This window comes from Pseudomonas sp. TMW22089, assembly GCF_022496645.1.
Lineage (GTDB): Bacteria > Pseudomonadota > Gammaproteobacteria > Pseudomonadales > Pseudomonadaceae > Aquipseudomonas > Aquipseudomonas paraversuta.
The window spans coordinates 271,004-289,845 of record NZ_SCFG01000001.1; the positions used below are offsets into that span (position 1 = coordinate 271,004).

Sequence of the window (18,842 nt, forward strand, 5' to 3'; positions counted from 1 at the left end):
CTCAGGCAGCCTGTTTGGCGGTGACAAAAGCCGCAAGGCTGGCCACGTTGGAAAAGTGATTGCGCGTGTCTTTGGCGTCGGCGTCTATTTTGATGCCGTAGGTTTTTTGAATCGCCAGGCCCAGTTCCAGGGCGTCGACCGAGTCCAGCCCCAGGCCTTCGCCAAACAGGGTTTGCTCGTCGCCAATATCGCTGACGCTGATGTCTTCCAGACCCAGGGCGTCAATGATCAGCTGTTTGATGTCACGGTTCAGATCGCTCATCTATGGCGAGCTCCTTAATGAAATAGTTATGCACGAAGTCGTTTAGCAGGCGCGACGCTTTGGGCGGCGGGCCAAGTGCGGCAAAGGTTTGTGGATCTATATCGGCCCCGACCCGAAAGCTGAAGTGCATGCGTCGCTTGGGGATCCGATACCAGGGTTCAGCCTTGGTCAGCGAGGTTGGATTGACCGTTATCACCACCGGGGTGAGGATCTTCGCACCCCGCAGCGCAATGGCGGCGGCGCCGCGATGAAAGGCAGGTGCGTGGCCGGGCCGGGTGCGCGTCCCTTCCGGGAAAATAATCAGGGTCTGGCCTTCTTTGAGCGCCCCGGCAGCGTTGTCGAGCATGTCGACACTGCCGTCATTGCTGATGTATTGCGTGGCCCGCACCGGGCTGCGGGTGAACGGGTTTTGCCACAGGCTTTGTTTGACCACGCAGTTGGTGTCGCGCATAAGGCCGATCAAAAACACCACGTCAATAAGCGACGGATGGTTGGCAATGATCATCTGCCCGGGCCGGCCCAGGCGCTCTGCGCCATGGACTTCATAGCTCAGCACGCCGGTGCGCGTCATAAAGCGGATAAACAGCCAGAACAGTCGGCTGACGGTGTAACGCGCACGTTGCCGGTGGCGCACGGCATCGCCGGGCAGGCAACTCAGAAGCGGGAATACCACCAGGCGCAGGCTCAGGCCGCCGAGCCCGAACAGCGTGAAGCTCACCGCGGTGGCAAACAGGCGCCAGTAATATCCGTCGCTGCGCGGGCTCACGGAGTGCGTTGCCAGTTCCAGACACGGCTTTTCCAGGCGTGTTGGAACGGGGTGTGCCCGGCGAGCAGGTGACGCAGCAGTTCCAGGGCGTGGGGCCAGCGGGTTCGGGGGGCGCCGGGAGGGGCGGCGCTGAGTGACACCTGCCATTGTTCGCCCGGCGTCAGCAGCAGGCCCACGGCATAGGGAAAGGGTACATCGTCGATCCAGCGGGCATAGGCCTCGGGAGGCTGCTCTTCGGTGATCACCAGCAATACGGCGGGGGCGCCCTCATGCAGCAGTGCGCAGGCTTCGATCAGGCCGTGTTCCAGGCCGTCGCCGGCAGCGGCGACGGCTGTCATTTCGCTGGTCTCGCCACGCATGATCGACCACAGGCCAATCACGGCGTTGTGCACCGAGAGGCTGAACTGAGTGGGCGACAGCGGCTGCCCCGCGCCAAGGTCGCTGAGAATGTCGAAGGTGCGCGGGGTTTCGCCGTGACGCGAGACAAACACCAGTGGCAAGGCTTCGAGACCTTCTGCCAGGGGCCAGCCGACGCTGAACGCCATGCGTGCCAGACGGCTGAGGCGACGGCGCTGCATGGCGGGTAGAAACGAGACGTCGGGGGCGCTATCGCTGGCGTCGAGCAGGCGGGGTTGCTGGCTCCAGGCCTGCCAATCGGCCACGCTGTCGAGGCCCGGAGACCAGGCGCGCCATGCGGCAATATTGAAATTAATCACTGGAGGTCTATCCCGCCCTTGCGGGCTTCCTTGATGCGAAGGTAGGCAGCGATCAATGCGGCACCTATTACAGAGTGGCAGCATTATCCCGGTGCAGTTGGCTCGTAGCAAACATCCCTTGCAGTTTGGGCAGGGTTTTTTCCGCAGTTCGGGAGAGAAGCTGTCTTTTTGCCATTATTGAGCCAGGGATAGTGTTTATGACTTCCAAAACAGAGATATGTTCGCTGGAGTCGTAGCTCATTTCGCTGCAAGGTAGCGAAGCGTCACAAATGACATCTACACTCGGGCACTTATTGATACACGGAGGTTTTGAAATGCGTCGCGTGGTGTTCAATCAAAAGGGTGGTGTGGGCAAGTCCAGCATCGCCTGCAACCTGGCTGCAGTCAGCGCCAGTGAGGGCTATCGCACACTATTGGTGGACCTGGATGCTCAGGCCAACTCCACTCAATACCTTACCGGGCTCACGGGCGAGGACATCCCCATGGGGATCGCCGACTTCTTTAAGCACAGTTTGTCAGCCGGTGTGGGCAGCAAGAAAAACCGGGTCGATATTTACGAAACCCCGTTCGACAACTTGCATGTCATTACCGCCACTTGCGAACTGGCTGACCTGCAACCAAAGCTGGAAGCCAAGCACAAGATCAACAAGTTGCGAAAGTTGCTCGATGAACTGGCCGAAGACTATGACCGGATTTATGTCGATACTCCGCCAGCCTTGAATTTCTATGCCGTATCGGCGCTGATCGCCTGCGATCGGGTACTGATCCCTTTCGACTGTGACAGCTTTTCGCGTCAAGCCCTGTACGGCCTGCTGGCGGAAATCGAAGAGTTGAAAGAAGACCACAATCCAGACTTGCTGGTCGAAGGCATAGTGGTCAACCAGTTCCAGGCCCGTGCCAGCCTGCCCCAGCAAATGCTCGATGAGCTGATTGCTGAAGGCCTGCCCGTGCTGCCGGTGTACCTGAGCAACTCAGTGCGTATGCGCGAATCCCATCAGGCCAGTCAACCGCTGGTCTACTTTGATCCGCGACACAAGCTGACCCAGCAATTTGTCGAGTTGCATGACTACCTGGACCAGAACGCTTAAGCGCTGATGCCGTGGCTTTGCAGCCAAGCCTTGAGTTGCTGCAAGGGGAAGGCGCCGCTTTGACGGGCAACCTCCTGGCCGTTTTTGTACAGGATCAGACTGGGGATCGAGCGAATCCCCAGTTGCGTGGCCAATTGCTGATTGGCTTCGCTGTCGAGTTTGGCCAGACGGCATTTCCCCAGCAACTGGCTGGCGGCCTGTTCAAATACGGGCGCAAACGCCTTGCACGGCCCGCACCACTCAGCCCACACATCCACCAATAACGGCAGATCGCCCTTGATCTGACTGCTGTAGTCGGCTTGCTTCAAGTCGAAAGGCCGGGTGAGCAGAATCTCGTTTTTGCAGCGTCCGCACTTTGGCTGTTCGCCCACGCGCGCAGCGGGAATGCGGTTCAGGCCGTTGCAGTGGGGGCAGGGGATGAGTAGCGGGTCAGTCATTTCAAATACTCCGGAATCGGGATGGTTGCAGGTGCCAACCAATCGCTGGCAAGCCAGCTGCCACAGGTCATGTGCATGTCTTTGGAAGGTGCAGTTCAGCAGATGATGGTCTGGCACGCCACTGGCCATGATCTATCTGCACACAATCCGGGGGCAGGGGCATTCCCATGGATTTCATGACGAACAACTGATCTCCAGATGCTTGCCCCATTCGGGTGGGCGTTCGGCATAACCCTGCATGCCCGGTTGTTCGGTGAACGGTTGGGTCAGCACCTGGTGCAGGCGCCGTACTTCGCTGTAGTCCCCCGCTTCAGCCGCATCGATGGCCTTTTGCGCCAGATAGTTGCGCAGGATGTACAGCGGATTCACCCCGTGCATGCGCTCACGCCGGGCGTGTTGATCGTTCACGCCGTCACGCGCCACCCGATCAACATACTGCGCCGCCCACTCGTCAAAGCCCTTGAGGTCGACAAACTCGTCACGCAGCCGGGCTACGGCCTGTGCAGCGGGCTCATCGCCCAGACGACGGAAGAACAAGCTGTAGTCGATGGCGCTGCCTTGCATGCGCTGCAGCAGGGTTTCGATCAGTTTTTGATCACCCTCTTCAGCGCTGGTCAGACCCAGGCGGCGGCGCATCAGGTCGGTGTAATGGGCCTGGTACAGCGGCAGGAACAGGCCCAGGGTTTCTCGCAGTGCTTCGACACTGATGAACGGCGTCAGCGCCTGGGCCAGTGCACTGAGGTTCCATTGGCCGATGGGCACCTGGTTGCTGAAGGAGTAACGCCCTTCATGGTCGGAATGGTTGCAGATGAAGTTGGCGTCGAAGTCGTCGAGGAAGGCGAACGGGCCGAAGTCGAAGGTGATGCCCAGAATCGACATGTTGTCGGTGTTCATCACCCCGTGGCAAAAGCCGTAGGCCTGCCATTTGGCAATCAGTTCGGCGTTGCGCTCGACAATCTCGCGGAACATCGCCAGATACGGCTCCGGCTGCTCCAGGCACTCGGGGAAGTGCAGCGCCAGGACGTGTTCGCCTAGCTGCTTCTGCTGCTCGGGTTGCTTGGTGTAGTAGAAATACTCGAAATGCCCGAAGCGTATGTGGCTCTGCGCCAGACGCAGGACCATGGCCGCGCGCTCCTGTTTCTCGCGCCACACCGGGGTGTCGGAACCGATCACGCACAGGGCACGGCTGCTCGGGATGCCCAGTGCATGCAGCGCTTCGCTGGCGAGGAATTCGCGGATCGATGAACGCAGCACGGCGCGGCCATCGCCCATACGCGACCAGGGTGTCATGCCGGCGCCTTTGAGGTGCAAGTCCCAATGCTCGCCGGCCTGGTTGTATACCTCGCCCAGCAGCAGCCCGCGACCGTCACCCAGGCGCGGGTTGTAGGAACCGAACTGGTGGCCGGAATAGACCATGGCGCGGGGTTCGGCGTCGGCCCACAGGGTGTGGCCGCCAAACAGCCGGGCGAATACCGGGTCCTGGGCGACAGCCGGATCAAGGTCGAGCAGGGCCATGGCCGCATCGCTGGCAACTACCAGGCGTGGCGCGTCGATGGGTTCTGGCAGCACATGGGTCGAAAAGGCGTCACCCAGGCGGGCGAAACGGTTATCGAAGGTCAGTTCGTCGAGGGCTTTCAATGACCGTCTCCAGTGAGAAATGGGGGGCGTGTCGTCTGTAGGAGCGAGCTCTGTGCGGCTATATGGAAAAGCTCGCTCCTGCAGGGGGCAGTGATCAGTCCAGCTTGCCCAGTTGCGGCTTTTGCGGCGGTGGCGGCTCGGGCGGTGCTTCCGGCCCGACCGGTACCAGTTTGTACTCCTGGCCCTGGAGGTTTTTCAGGTACACCTCCATCTGCTGGAACGAGATGTTGATGTGATGGTTCTTGAACTCGCGGTTGATAAAGCGGTTCACTTCGTCGATTACCGGGTTGCGGTCACCCAGGTCCCGCACGTGCATGCGCAGTTCGTGGTCCAGGGTGCTGGCGCCGAAATTGAGGAAGTACACGTGAGGCTCCGGCTCTTTGAGCACTCGCGGGTTTTCCTGGGCGGCCTTGAGCAGCAGGTGTTTCACCAGATCCAGGTCTGAGCCGTAGTCGACACCGAGCTTGAGGGTGACGCGGGTGATGGTGTCGGTCAGCGACCAGTTGATCAGTTGCCCGGTGATGAAGGTCTTGTTCGGGACGATGATGTCCTTGCGGTCGAAGTCGGTGATGGTGGTCGCACGGATGCGGATCTTGCTCACGGTGCCCGACAGGTTGCCGATGGTGATGGTGTCGCCAATGCGCACCGGGCGCTCGAACAGGATCATGATGCCGGAGATAAAGTTGGCGAAGATTTCCTGCATGCCGAACCCCAGGCCCACCGAGAGTGCGGCCACCAGCCATTGCAACTTGTCCCAGCTCACGCCGAGGGTCGACAGGGTCGACACAAAGCCGATGCCGATGATCACGTAGGTCAGCAAGGTGGTGGTGGCATAGGCGCTACCCTGGCCCAGATCGAGCCGCGACAGCACCAGTACTTCAAGCAGGCCGGGCAGGTTGCGCGCCAGTGCAATGCTGATGCCGATGATGATCAGCGCACCGACCATATCGCCAATACTGATGGGCACCATGCTCATGTTGGCACCGGTGCCGCTGGTGTACTCGTAGAGGGTGATGTTGTCGAGGTAGGAAAAGACCGAGATCAGGTCGGCCCACACCCAATACAGCACGCCGATAAAGGCCGCGAGCAAGGCCAGGCGAATCAGGCGTAGCGACTGCTGATTGACCTGTTCGATGTCCAGGGTCGGTTCTTCAATGATGATGTCATTGCCTTCGCCGGCTTCCTTGGCGGCCTGGCGTTTTGCCAGCGCACGCTGATAGGCCAGGCGTCGCGCCGCCACGGCCAGACCGCGAACGAAGGCGGCCTCGACCACCATCCACAGCATCAGCAGGTACAGGGTGTTGATCAGGCGGTCGCTGAGTTTGAGGGCGGTGTAGTAATAGCCAAAGCACACGGCCACAAACAGGGCGATGGGCAGGATGGCAAACAGAAAACCGAGGAATTTGCGCAGCCGATAGGCTTTTTTCTCGGTCTTGTCGTTGAGTAGCAGGCGCATCAGCAGCCAGGCCATGGCGGCGTAGCAGCTCAGGACCACGAGAATGCCCAGCACGTCTTCGGCCAGTGCGGCCGGTTGTTGTTCGGCAAAGGCGACCACGGCCACCAGTGCCAGCACCACAAAGCCGAGCTTGCGGATCCAGTTCTGGAGGAATTCAACCAGCGGTTTGTCCCAGCGGAAATGCAGCTCGGCCACGCCGCCGGGGGCCAGGATGCGGTACGCGGTGTAGAACACCAACCAGGCTTCGGCCATTTGAATCAGGGCCGCGCCGGTGTTGCTGTTCATTCCCCGGGCATCAATCTGCAGGGCATAACCGCACAGGGCCAGCGCCAGGGAGACCGGCATTGCCAGCAGGATGTTGATCAGGATCGCCAGTGGCGTGTGCCATTGACTGTCGCGTTTGAAGTGACCGATGTCCTGGTGGATTTTATTCAGCTTGCCGTACAGGTACCTGCGCTTCCACAGCAAGGCCACCATCAGCAGCAAAAATGGCAGGAACAGCAGCGGGCGCTTGGACAAACCCTCGGCGACTTCGCTGAAGCTTGAAGTCCAGGGCAGGGTAATGACCTGCCGCTCCAGTTGCCGTGGCGCACCTTGCAGCCATTCCAGGTCCAGCGGTTTATTGCTGGGGATCCAGAACATCTGCTCATCGAGTGTGGCGCGCAGGCTCTGGGAGGTGCTGAGCAGTTGTTTCTGGTTGAGTTGCAGGGTGATCGACTCGTTGAGCAGCGAGCTCAATTCGCGGTTCAGGCGGTCCAGCAGGTCGCCGCGGGTGTTGACCAGCTCCAGCAGGGTTTTACGCAGTTGCGGGGTTACCTGATCGGCAGGTTGAGTCGACAGCAGGTTGTCGACGTAGGTCGTCGGGTTGCTGATCATCTCGCGCTGCTGATTGATCTCGAACTGATACAGGCGAATATCGGCAATTTCATCCGCCAGGTTTTTGTCCATTTTCTGCAGGCGGGGCAGGGCCTGCTTTTGTTTGTAGAGAATCTTGGACAGCAACAGGCTGCCTTTGAGCACGCTGATCTGTTCATCCAGCGCCTGATCGCTCTGGGTGACGCTATCGAGCAGTTGCTTGGTTTCGAGGTTCTGTTGGGTGACTTCGTTGAGACGGTCGGTGCTGCGTAACAGGTAGTCCGAGAGCTTGAGGTTGATCGCGCTTTCGGTCGCCAGCAGGCTGCTGCTGCCTGATTTTTGCGCTTCGATGGACTGTTCGGTCACGGTCTGCTGGGAGTAGGCCAGACGCTTCTGGTTGATCAGGGTTTGCAGCTCCTGGATTTCCTGATCCTGACGCGTGGTTTTTTCCAGCAACAGATCATGCTGGCTACCGCTCAGGTCTTGCAGCTGGCTGTTGCCCGCCAGTTCCTGACGGCGCAGGGCAATCAATGCGGTGAGCGAAGCGGATTCGGCGTTGAGCTGGTTGCGCTGGTCGGCGTTGAGCAATTTGCCATTGTCGCGACCGAGTTTAAGGATGTTACTGATTTCCTGGATGCGGGTCTGACTGTTGCTGATTTCAGCCTGGGCCCGCTCCGGCCGGGTTTGCGCCGCGATGCTCTGGCTGTTGGCGCTGGCTAGGGCCTTTTGCAGCTCGCCCTGTTGTGTGGTGCGGTCCGCCAGCATCTGCTCCAGCTGCGGCACGCTCAGGCCACTGTAGCGCTGGGCTACCGGCAGGGGTTTGGTGGCCTTGAGCCGCGCCAGTTCCCGCTGGTTTTCAGTGGTTTGGCGCGGTGCATTGGCCAGCAGTTCTTTGACATCGTTCAGGCGCTGTTCGTAATCGGCTTTGTTGGCCAGCAGACTGAGGGTCTGCTGCAGCACCGTCTGCAAGGCTTTCTGGTCGGCCTCTGGCAGTTTGCGATCAGCTATTTTGTCCAGGCTTTGCTGTACCGCCTCGGCGGAGGGCGGCTCGGCGGCCTGGAGCATCCCGACACTAAGGCTCAGGCCGAGCAGGACTGTTGCGAAAAACGTGCGCAGAGTTGGCATAGATACCGGTCAGACAAGGGGCGAAAAGTTGGAGTTTAGAGGAACAACCCCGGTCCCGGGGCACTTCCTTCGGGGAATCTGACGCCTACTTTGCCTATCTTGTTCCCGTCCATGACGGCCACTGTCCAAATGGTGTTGTTCCACTCCACCTGGTCGCCGACCACCGGAGCGCCGCCGACTTTCTGGGCAATGAAGCTGCTGAGGGGCAGGTCGGGATCGATGCCGTCGAGTTTGAGACCGTACAGCGCCGACACCGCACCCAGCCGGGCGTCGCCTTCGAGCACAAAGTCGCCGAAGAAACGCAGATCCAGGCCTCGGGTCGGCGGCAGGCTGAACAGCTTGCCCAGGGCCGGCAAGTTGTGTTCGTGACCGATCACACAGAGCAGATCGCCGATTTCGAGGGTGGTACTGCCCGACGGATGGAGCAATTTTTGATCGCGGAACAGGGCAGCGATACGGGTGCCCTCCGGCATTTTCAGTTCCCGCAGGGCGGCACCGATGCACCAGTTTTGTGCGTCGAGCCGGTAAACGAACAGTTCCCACTCACTGGTGGGGTGGACCTCAAGCGCTGCGCGGGACACGGGAGCCAGATCCGGCGGAACCGTTACCTTCAGCAGTTTGGCGACCCAGGGCAGGCTGGTGCCTTGCACCAGAAGGGACACCAGTACGATAAAGAACGCCAGGTTGAAATACAGCTGTGCATTGGGCAAGCCGGCCATCAGCGGGAACACCGCCAGAATGATGGGTACCGCGCCGCGCAGGCCAACCCAGGAGATAAAGGCTTTTTCGCGTCCGTGGAAGGCCTTGAAGGGCAGCAGGCCGACCATCACCGACAGCGGGCGTGCGAACAGAATCATCCACAATGCCAGAGCCAGGGCCGGTACCGCGATGGGCAGCAAGTCGTGGGGGGTGACCAGCAAACCCAGTACCAGGAACATGCCGATCTGGGCCAGCCAGGCCATGCCGTCGAGCATGTGCAAAATGCCGTGGCGGCTGCGAATCGGGCTGTTGCCGATCACCAGACCGCACAGGTAAACCGCGAGGAAGCCGCTGCCATGCAGGGCGTTGGTCAGGGCGAAGACCACCAGCCCGCCCGCTACCACCAGAATCGGGTACAGGCCGTTGGCCAGATGGATGCGGTTGACCATTTGCAGCAGCAGCCAGCCACCCGCCAGGCCCACCGCGCCGCCGATGGCGAATTCGCGCAGCAAGTTGAGCAGCAGGCTCCAGTGCAGGCTGGTTTCGCCGCTGGCGAGCATGTCGATCAGGGTCACGGTGAGGAACACCGCCATTGGGTCGTTGCTGCCGGACTCGATTTCGAGACTGGCCGAGACCCGTTCGTTCAGGCCTTTGCCGCCCAGTAGCGAGAACACTGCAGCCGCATCGGTGGAGCCGACAATGGCGCCGATCAACAGGCCTTGAATCATGTTCAGGTTGAACAGCCAGGCCGCCATCATGCCGGTCAGGCCGGTGGTGATCATTACCCCGACCGTGGCCAGCGAGAGTGCGGGCCATAACGCCACCCGGAAACTCGAGACCCGGGTGCGCAGGCCGCCGTCGAGCAGGATCACCGCCAGGGCGAGGTTGCCTACCAGATACGCTGTGGGGTAATTGTCGAAAATAATCCCGCCGCCATCGACCCCCGCTGTCATGCCCACCGCAAGGATGATGACCAGAATCGGGATGCCCAGACGCGAGGACAGTGAGCTCACCAGAATGCTTGCACCTACCAGCAACGCGCCGATCAAGAACAGGCTGTTGATGGTCGTCGCATTCAAAGGCAGTACTCCAGGAAACCTACAAGACAGGGCGCAAACGGCTTATGCAGTCTGCGTGCCAGCGATTCTAACCTGCGTTCTTGGCGGGCTGTCAAAAAGGTTTTGCCGGGCATGATTGCGCCAGGGGTTGAGGCGGGCAGGAGCTGATAAATCTTTTACATCCGGCTCAGAGGAACTTGCATACGGAAGAAATGGAAAAGTCCTGCATTTTTTTGGCTGGGCGGGTTGTATCTGTACATCTCTTTTTTATTAAGGAGTGGCACAGTCATGAAACCCACCACTGCGCATAACACGTGTGCGCCGGATGGAAAGCGGGCACTGTTTGACGGCCCGTACCCGCTGTACGTCGTGTCAGTTACCAAGTTTGTACTGTTATATCTTCTGACCGGTGGCGGGTACATTTTCTATTGGTCTTACCGCAACTGGGCGTGCTTCAAAGGTATTGGCGGGGCCCCTATCATGCCGCTCATGCGCGGCCTGTTCTGGCCCTTTTTCATTCTCGAGCTGTTTGACAACATCCAGCGAAGCCTGGATATCAGGGGGCGGGGGTATTTCTGGTATTGCGAGGCCAGAGGGTTACTGATCATGCTGGTGGTCATGATTTGCATTCTGCTGTCTTTATTCTTTGATCGTCCTTCGGACACGGTTTTTGTGTTGGTGGTGGATGCCGTGCTGATGGAAGGTAGCCTGTTCCTGTTCATCGGCGCCCAGCGCGCAATCAATATATTGGCCGATGACCCGCAGGGCCTGGGTAATCACGGTTTCAGCAGCGGCGATGTGCTGTGGACGCTCTTGGGCGGGATGTGCATGGCGCTGGTGGTTTATATCGTGTTCGCCGTCCGGGCCTGAACGGCCACCCGCAGGTTTATGCAGACATAAAAAAACCGGACCCCTGTGAGGGCGTCCGGTTTTCGCGTTTCAGCCTGCTATCAGCCGATTGTCATCAAGCTTGCGTTACCGCCAGCGGCAGCGGTGTTGACGCTCAGTGCGCGCTCGATCACCAGGCGTTCCAGGGCGATGCTGGTTTCGCCTTGGGACAGACCCTGTACGCCGACGATGGCGCCCGGACGTTTTGCCACTTGCTGGCAGACGTCACGCAGCTGATCGCAGTCGCCGTGATGGACAACGGCGTCGAAGATGACGTCGTCCTTGGTCCAGTCAGGCACCAGGGTAATGCGCGCCTTCACTTCTTTTGGCAGGCGTGCAACCAGTGCTTTGGCCAGTTCGCTTTCCGGCAGGACTGCCGAGCTGCCTACGGCCAGGACCGCAGCCAGCTGGGTCAGCAAGTCAGTTTCAACTTCGGCCAGGCACAGTACGTGTTCGCGCGGCAGGATGGCGTAGCTGTTGCGTTCGCCGGTCGGGCCGTTGAGCAGGCGGGTGATGCCGCTTTGCGAGTGAGCCTCGTACTCGGCGCACAGTTCAGCCAGCGCCGCTTGCTGGTTGCTGCTGGCCCAGGCTTGCAGGGCGTGCAGCGGTTTGCTCAGCGCTTCGCGGGCCTGGGTGTCCGGTACGGTGATGGCGTCGACTTTGGCGAACGATTGTTCGATCGCGTTGGCCGGACGAGTCGACAGCAGGCGGTACAGGTACAGCGGGCCGCCGGCTTTCGGGCCGGTGCCGGACAGGCCTTCACCGCCAAAGGGTTGCACGCCGACCACGGCGCCTACGATGTTGCGGTTGACGTAGACGTTACCGGCATTGACGTTGTTGACCACCTTGGCGATGGTTTCGTCGATACGGGTGTGCACGCCCAGCGTCAGGCCGTAACCCGAAGCGTTGATCTGTGCGATCAGCTGGTCGATGTCTTTGCGCTTGTAGCGCACCACGTGCAGGACCGGGCCGAAGATTTCGCGTTCCAGCTCGTCAAAGCTTTCCAGCTCAATCAGGGTCGGCATCACGAAGGTGCCGCGTTTGCACTCTTCGATGTCGGCAATGGCCATCTGGTAGACATTGCGCCCTTTATCACGCATGCCCTGGATGTGCTGTTCGATTCCGGCCTTGGCTTCGGCGTCGATCACCGGGCCAATGTCCACGTTCAGACGTTCCGGGTTGCCCATGCGCGATTCGGCCATGGCACCTTTGAGCATTTCAATGACGCGGTCTGCCGAGTCTTCCTGCAGGCACAGTACGCGCAGGGCAGAGCAACGCTGACCGGCGCTGTCGAAGGCCGAGGACACCACGTCGATGACCACTTGTTCGGTGAGTGCCGAGGAGTCGACGATCATGGCGTTCTGGCCGCCGGTTTCGGCGATCAGCGGGATTGGACGGCCCTGGGCATCCAGGCGGCCGGCCACGTTGCGTTGCAGCAAGCGTGCGACTTCGGTGGAGCCGGTGAACATCACACCCTTGACCCGATCGTCACCGACCAGACGGGCACCTACGGTTTCGCCACGGCCCGGCAGCAATTGCAGCACGCCCTCGGGAATACCGGCTTCGAGCAGAATGCGTACCGCCTGGGCAGCCACCAGCGGCGTTTGTTCCGCAGGCTTGGCCAGTACCGGGTTGCCGGCAGCCAGCGCTGCAGCCACCTGGCCGCTGAAGATGGCCAGCGGGAAGTTCCACGGGCTGATGCAGACCACCGGGCCCAGCGGGCGGTGGGCGTCGTTGGTCAGATCGTTGCGTGCCTGCACTGCGTAGTAACGCAGGAAGTCGACCGCTTCACGGACTTCGGCGATGGCGTTGGCGAAGGTCTTGCCGGCTTCACGGGCCAGCAGGCCCATCAGTGGCTGGATCTCGGCTTCCATCAGGTCGGCAGCACGCTCCAGAATCGCCGCGCGCTCGGCGGGCGGGGTGGCCTGCCAGATCGGGGCTGTGCTCAGGGCACACTGGATGGCGTTGTCGGCGTCTTCAATCGTGGCTTCTTGCACGTAACCGACGATGTCACGCAGGTCGGACGGGTTGAGTACCGCTGCAGCCACTTCGTTGCTCGACGGGCAGCCGAGCATTGGCGCGGCTTTCCAGTCGTTATGGGCCGAGGCCAGCAGGGCGCAGGACAGCGACGCCAGACGGTGTTCGTTGGCCATGTCGATGCCGCTGGAGTTGGCGCGTTCGCTACCGTACAGGTCACGCGGCAGCGGGATGCGCGGGTGCGGCAAGCCGAAGCCGCCTTCCGCGGTCGCCATCTGCTCGATCTGGCTCACTGGATCGGCCACCAACTGGTGGATTGAAATCGAGTGGTCGGCGATGCGGTTGACGAACGAGGTGTTCGCGCCGTTTTCCAGCAGGCGACGTACCAGGTACGCCAGCAGGGTTTCGTGGGTGCCGACCGGTGCGTACACGCGGCACGGACGGTTCAGCTTGCCTTCGGAAACCTTGCCTACCACTTGCTCGTACAGAGGTTCGCCCATGCCGTGCAGGCACTGGAACTCGTACTGACCCGGGTAGTAGTTCTGGCCGGCGAGGTGGTAGATGGCCGACAGGGTGTGGGCGTTGTGCGTGGCGAACTGCGGGTAGATGGCCTCAGGTACGGCCAGCAGTTTTTTCGCGCAAGCAATGTAGGAAACGTCGGTGTACACCTTGCGGGTGTAGACCGGATAGCCTTCCAGGCCTTCGACCTGGGCGCGCTTGATTTCGCTGTCCCAGTACGCGCCTTTTACCAGGCGGATCATCAGGCGGTGACGGCTGCGGCGTGCCAGGTCGATCACGTAGTCGATCACGTACGGGCAACGCTTCTGGTAAGCCTGGATCACGAACCCGATACCGTTCCAGCCGCTCAGTTGCGGCTCGAAGCACAGACGCTCCAGCAGGTCGAGCGACAGTTCAAGACGGTCGGCTTCTTCGGCGTCGATGTTGAGGCCGATGTCATATTGTTTGGCCAGCAGGGTCAGCGACAGCAGGATCGGGTACAGCTCGTCCATTACGCGTTCGTACTGGGCGCGGCTGTAGCGCGGGTGCAGGGCCGACAGCTTGATCGAAATGCCCGGGCCTTCGTAAATGCCGCGACCGTTGGAGGCTTTGCCGATCGAGTGGATGGCCTGCTCGTAAGACGCGAGGTACTTTTGCGCGTCATGGGCGGTCAGGGCCGCTTCGCCGAGCATGTCGTAGGAATAGCGGAAGCCTTTGGCTTCAAAGCGCGTGGCGTTGGCCAGGGCTTCGGCGATTGTTTCGCCGGTTACAAACTGTTCGCCCATCAGGCGCATGGCCATGTCGACGCCCTTGCGGATCATCGGCTCGCCGCTTTTGCCAATGATGCGGCTCAGGGAGGAGGTCAGGCCTGCTTCGTTATGGGTCGAGACCAGCTTGCCGGTCAGCAGCAAGCCCCAGGTCGCGGCGTTAACGAACAGCGACGGGCTGTTGCCCAGGTGCGGGTGCCAGTTGCCGGTGCTGATCTTGTCGCGGATCAGGGCGTCACGGGTGCCTTTGTCAGGGATCCGCAGCAGCGCTTCGGCCAGACACATCAGTGCCACGCCTTCCTGGGACGACAGGGAAAACTCTTGCAGCAGGCCCTGGACGATCCCGGCACGGCCACCGGCGCTCTTCTGATTGCGCAGTTTTTCGGCAATCGAGGCCGCCAGGGTCTGGGTCGCTTCAGCCATTGGCGCGGGCAGGCGGGCCTGCTCCAGCAGCATGGGTACCACTTCCGGTTCCGGACGGCGGTAGGCCGAGGTGATGGCTGCGCGCAACACGGATTGCGGCAGGATGCTTTCTGCGAACTCCAGGAAGCACTGATGCGCGTGATCGGCGTGCGCGTCGTCGGCGTCATCGCTGGTAATGCCAGGGATGCCGCTCAACTCATTCAGGGTTGCACCACCCTCGAGTTTTTCCAGGTAATTGAAGATTGCCTGCTTGATCAGCCAGTGTGGCGTGCGATCAATCGAGGTCGCGGCGGCTTTGAGGCGCTCGCGGGTTGGGTCGTCGAGTTTGACCCCAAGGGTGGTGGTAGCCATATTTTTATCCTCATGGGTGCCACATTTGCGTGGCAGCAGCTGGCGGCAAGATTAGCGCTGCGCTGAAGCAGGTGCAACCTAGTGCAACCCGTTTTCTGTCGGAAAAAATCGGCGGTGTGTCTAACCCGAATGTAGGAGCGAGCTTGCTCGCGAGATCTTGAGGGCTTGTGAGGAAAAACTCGCGAGCAAGCTCGCTCCTGCAGGGTGGGTTGTATTTAGGCAGTAACAGGGACTTCTTGCTCCGAAAAGGAGCAAAAAAGCTCAATTGAGTTGAAAATGCGACAAGGTGCAACTAGGACGGCAAAAACTGGTTGCACCTTATTTGCTTTGTTGCATAGCATCCGCGGTTAAGGTGCAACCTCGAAATACAGATTGGTTCATCGGCTGGTGGATTTTCTGGGGAAACATCAGTCATAAATGCGCGGCCAGGTTAATCGTCTCAGACAGGACGTTTGTGAGCGTACGGCCAGACCGCCGCTAAACATAAAAACAATGCCAGGGCTTAACTCAATGATTGTAAGTAACCCAACCCTGATCACGTTCGTGATCTATATCTCGGCAATGGTGCTGATCGGCTTTATGGCCTATCGCTCCACCAACAACCTTTCTGACTATATTCTCGGTGGCCGTAGCCTGGGCAGCGTAGTGACTGCATTGTCCGCTGGCGCCTCCGACATGAGCGGCTGGTTGTTGATGGGTTTGCCGGGCGCGATCTATATGTCCGGGCTGTCGGAAAGCTGGATTGCCATCGGTCTGGTGACCGGTGCCTACCTGAACTGGCTGTTTGTTGCCGGCCGTCTGCGGGTGCAGACCGAGCACAACGGTGATGCGCTGACCCTGCCGGATTACTTCTCCAGCCGTTTTGAAGACCAAAGCGGACTGTTGCGGATTATCTCGGCAATCGTGATTCTGGTGTTCTTCACCATCTACTGCGCGTCCGGCATCGTGGCCGGTGCCCGCCTGTTTGAAAGCACCTTCGGCATGTCTTACGAGACTGCGCTGTGGGCCGGTGCTGCAGCGACCATCGCTTACACCTTCGTCGGTGGTTTTCTGGCGGTCAGCTGGACAGACACCGTACAAGCAACCCTGATGATCTTCGCGCTGATCCTGACGCCGATCATCGTGCTGCTGGCCACGGGTGGTGTTGATACCACCTTCCTGGCAATCGAAGCCAACGATCCAAGCAACTTCGACATGCTCAAGGGCACTTCCTTCATCGGCATCATCTCGCTGATGGGCTGGGGTCTGGGTTACTTCGGTCAACCGCACATTCTGGCGCGTTTCATGGCCGCCGATTCGGTGAAGTCGATCGCCAAGGCGCGTCGCATTTCCATGACCTGGATGATCCTGTGTCTGGCCGGTACCGTCGCCGTGGGCTTCTTTGGTATTGCTTACTTCTCGGCACACCCGGAAGTGGCAGGTCCTGTGAATGAAAACCCTGAGCGTGTATTCATCGAACTGGCCAAGCTGCTGTTCAACCCCTGGATTGCCGGTGTCCTGCTGTCGGCCATTCTGGCGGCCGTGATGAGTACCTTGAGCTGCCAGCTGCTGGTGTGCTCCAGCGCCCTGACCGAGGACTTCTACAAATCTTTCCTGCGCAAGAATGCTTCCCAGAAAGAGCTGGTGTGGGTCGGTCGTCTGATGGTGCTGGCCGTTGCGTTGATCGCAATCGCGCTGGCTGCCAACCCCGAGAACCGCGTTCTGGGCCTGGTTAGCTATGCCTGGGCAGGCTTCGGTGCTGCTTTCGGTCCAGTGGTACTGATCTCGGTACTGTGGAAAGGCATGACTCGCAATGGCGCGCTGGCCGGTATTCTGGTGGGTGCAGTCACTGTGATCGTGTGGAAGCAGTTCTCCCTGTTCGGTCTGTACGAAATCATCCCGGGCTTCATCTTTGCCAGCATTGCCATTGTGCTGGTCAGCTCCATGGGCAAAGGCCCAAGCAAGAAGATGATCGAGCGCTTCGACGCTGCCGAGAAAGATTTCCAGCAAAACAGCTAAGTGTTTTGAGCCAGGGCCAGCTCTGCCGGCCTTGAGAAAAGGCCCGTCTCCTTTGGAGGCGGGCCTTTTTTTTGCTTTGCGCGGCACCGCTGGCCCTGCCTGGCTGAACCGTTTGGCGCGGCCACGGGCTTAACCCCTGACGTTATTCCCTGCACAGGGTAAACTTCGCCCCCTGCGCAGGAGCAACCATGAACTATCGTCACGCCTTCCACGCCGGCAACCACGCCGACGTCTTTAAACACATTGTCTTGACCCGCCTCATCGCCCTGATGTCGCGTAAAGATCAACCTTTTGCCTACCTCGATACCCACGCCGGGATCGGCTTGTACGACCTCAAGGGCGACCAGGCCAATCGCACGGGTGAGTACCTGGAAGGGATTGCGCGGTTGTGGGGCAAGAAGAATTTGCCGGCGGTGACTGCCGATTACATGCAGGTGCTGAACAAAATGAACCCGGATGGCGAGTTGCGCTACTACCCGGGTTCGCCTGAGCTGGCGCGGTGTTTGACCCGTTCCCAGGATCGCGTGTTGCTGAACGAGAAGCACCCGGAAGACGGTGTGTTGCTCAAAGACAACATGAAAGGCGATCGGCGGGTGGCGGTGCATCTGGGTGAGGGCTGGCATGTGCCGCGGGCACTGCTGCCAGTGGCCGAGAAGCGCGGACTGATGCTGATTGACCCGCCGTTTGAAAAGATCGATGAGATGAAGCGCTGCGCCGAATCGCTGAAAGATGCGATCAGCCGTATGCGTCAAACCGTGGTGGCGATCTGGTACCCGATCAAGGACAAGCGCCAGTTGCGTCGCTTCTATCAGGACCTGGCAGGTTCAGGTGCGCCGAAATTGCTTCAGGTCGAGTTGTTCGTGCACCCTCTGGACACCCCTGGCAGCCTCAATGGCTCCGGCCTGGCCATTGCCAATCCGCCGTGGGGGCTGGAAGAAGAGCTGCGTGAGTTGATGCCGTGGCTGGCCAAGCATCTGGGGCAGACCCAGGGCGGCTTTCAGATGGAATGGTTGATCGCAGAGTAATTGGCATCAGGCAAAACCAATCGCGAGCAAGCTCGCTCCTACAGGTATCAACTAAACCTGTAGGAGCGAGCTTGCTCGCGATGTTGTTTGTGTCACCTCAAATCGGGCAGGTCACGCCGGTGCCACCGATACCGCAGTAGCCTTCCGGGTTTTTCGCCAGGTATTGCTGGTGATAGGCCTCGGCGAAGTAGACCGTAGGGGCCTGGTCGATTTCGGTGGTGATGGTGCCCAGGCCAGCTTTGGTCAGCTCGGCCTGGAATGCGGCTTTGCTGGCCAGTGCCTCATCCAGCTGTTCCGGTGTGGTGCAGTAGATAACCGACCGGTACTGGGTACCGATGTCGTTGCCCTGGCGCATGCCCTGGGTCGGGTTGTGCAGTTCCCAGAACATTTTCAACAGTTCTGCGTAGCTGACTTTGTCCTGGTCGTAGACCACCAGAACCACTTCGGTATGGCCGGTCAGGCCCGAGCAGACTTCTTCGTAGGTCGGGTTCGGGGTGAAGCCGCCGGCGTAGCCCACGACGGTGCTGACTACGCCTTCACGCTGCCAGAACTTGCGTTCTGCGCCCCAGAAACAACCCAGGCCGAAAATGGCAAAGCCGACATTGCCGATAAAGGGGCCCAGCAGCGGGGTGTCTTTGTGTACGAAGTGGTAGTCCGGCAACACCATTGGCGTTTCGCGGCCCGGTAGGGCCTGTTCTTGAGTAGGTAGCACGTTTTTATTCACCAGGATTTCCGAGCGCAAGACCATGTTGCAAGTCCTCTCAGTCAGATTGTAGGAATTAAGATCTGCAGTTTGCCCCAGTGTTACGTCGTTG

At 59.9% G+C, this 18,842-nt stretch carries 13 protein-coding genes; 4 read left to right on the top strand and 9 right to left on the bottom strand.

Annotation, left to right across the window (positions count from 1 at the left end; translation table 11 throughout):
- Position 1: 1 nt before the first annotated feature.
- The 3 genes from EQV90_RS01275 to EQV90_RS01285 are packed head-to-tail and all read right to left on the bottom strand — an operon-like array spanning position 2 to position 1,744.
- Positions 2–262 carry a phosphopantetheine-binding protein gene (locus EQV90_RS01275; RefSeq protein ID WP_003438866.1) on the bottom strand — a complete coding sequence of 87 codons (261 nt, stop codon included), beginning with the start codon at positions 260–262 and terminating at the stop codon, positions 2–4.
- A complete protein-coding gene (locus tag EQV90_RS01280) occupies positions 243–1,049 on the bottom strand; it encodes a lysophospholipid acyltransferase family protein (RefSeq protein WP_029612539.1) in 807 nt (268 codons plus the stop codon). The genes EQV90_RS01275 and EQV90_RS01280 overlap by 20 nt, the downstream gene beginning before the upstream one ends.
- Positions 1,025–1,744, bottom strand: a complete 720-nt coding sequence (locus tag EQV90_RS01285) for a beta-ketoacyl synthase chain length factor (RefSeq protein ID WP_240877657.1) — start codon at positions 1,742–1,744, stop codon at positions 1,025–1,027. The genes EQV90_RS01280 and EQV90_RS01285 overlap by 25 nt, the downstream gene beginning before the upstream one ends.
- 314 nt (positions 1,745–2,058) lie before the next feature.
- Here EQV90_RS01285 and EQV90_RS01290 point away from each other — a divergent pair, with 314 nt between their 5' ends.
- Complete coding sequence (locus EQV90_RS01290) at positions 2,059–2,832, top strand: ParA family protein (RefSeq protein ID WP_003438872.1); 774 nt, start codon at positions 2,059–2,061, stop codon at positions 2,830–2,832.
- Here EQV90_RS01290 and trxC read toward each other — a convergent pair.
- The 4 genes from trxC to EQV90_RS01310 all read right to left on the bottom strand — a co-directional run bounded on the left by trxC (position 2,829) and on the right by EQV90_RS01310 (position 10,121).
- The gene (trxC, locus tag EQV90_RS01295; RefSeq protein ID WP_003438874.1) at positions 2,829–3,269 is read right to left on the bottom strand and encodes a thioredoxin TrxC; all 441 of its coding nucleotides are present in this window, start codon (positions 3,267–3,269) and stop codon (positions 2,829–2,831) included. The two genes, EQV90_RS01290 and trxC, sit on opposite strands and share 4 nt — an antisense overlap.
- Before the next feature lie 174 nt (positions 3,270–3,443).
- The gene (selO, locus tag EQV90_RS01300) at positions 3,444–4,907 is read right to left on the bottom strand and encodes a protein adenylyltransferase SelO (RefSeq protein WP_010656272.1); all 1,464 of its coding nucleotides are present in this window, start codon (positions 4,905–4,907) and stop codon (positions 3,444–3,446) included.
- 94 nt (positions 4,908–5,001) lie between these two features.
- Positions 5,002–8,343: a mechanosensitive channel MscK gene (gene mscK, locus EQV90_RS01305; RefSeq protein ID WP_029612537.1), complete on the bottom strand. Its 3,342-nt coding sequence runs from the start codon at positions 8,341–8,343 to the stop codon at positions 5,002–5,004.
- A 35-nt stretch (positions 8,344–8,378) separates the two neighbouring features.
- Complete coding sequence (locus EQV90_RS01310) at positions 8,379–10,121, bottom strand: potassium/proton antiporter (RefSeq protein WP_003438877.1); 1,743 nt, start codon at positions 10,119–10,121, stop codon at positions 8,379–8,381.
- A 267-nt stretch (positions 10,122–10,388) separates the two neighbouring features.
- Between EQV90_RS01310 and EQV90_RS01315 the strand changes: the two genes are divergently transcribed.
- Positions 10,389–10,970 carry a hypothetical protein gene (locus EQV90_RS01315; protein WP_240877658.1) on the top strand — a complete coding sequence of 194 codons (582 nt, stop codon included), beginning with the start codon at positions 10,389–10,391 and terminating at the stop codon, positions 10,968–10,970.
- Positions 10,971–11,050: 80 nt separating this feature from the next.
- Here the strand turns inward: EQV90_RS01315 and putA are convergent, their stop codons facing one another.
- Complete coding sequence (putA, locus tag EQV90_RS01320) at positions 11,051–15,004, bottom strand: trifunctional transcriptional regulator/proline dehydrogenase/L-glutamate gamma-semialdehyde dehydrogenase (RefSeq protein WP_160626313.1); 3,954 nt, start codon at positions 15,002–15,004, stop codon at positions 11,051–11,053.
- 510 nt (positions 15,005–15,514) lie between these two features.
- On the opposite strand from putA, the gene putP reads away from it, so the two are divergent.
- Both putP and rlmJ read left to right on the top strand, forming a co-directional pair.
- Positions 15,515–17,002: a sodium/proline symporter PutP gene (putP, locus tag EQV90_RS01325; RefSeq protein WP_003438880.1), complete on the top strand. Its 1,488-nt coding sequence runs from the start codon at positions 15,515–15,517 to the stop codon at positions 17,000–17,002.
- 188 nt (positions 17,003–17,190) lie between these two features.
- Positions 17,191–18,027: a 23S rRNA (adenine(2030)-N(6))-methyltransferase RlmJ gene (gene rlmJ / locus EQV90_RS01330; protein WP_240877659.1), complete on the top strand. Its 837-nt coding sequence runs from the start codon at positions 17,191–17,193 to the stop codon at positions 18,025–18,027.
- Positions 18,028–18,124: 97 nt separating this feature from the next.
- On the opposite strand, the gene msrA is transcribed toward rlmJ, so the two are convergent.
- Entirely contained in the window at positions 18,125–18,775 is a 651-nt protein-coding gene (gene msrA / locus EQV90_RS01335) for a peptide-methionine (S)-S-oxide reductase MsrA (protein WP_003438892.1), read from the bottom strand.
- Positions 18,776–18,842: the final 67 nt, after the last annotated feature.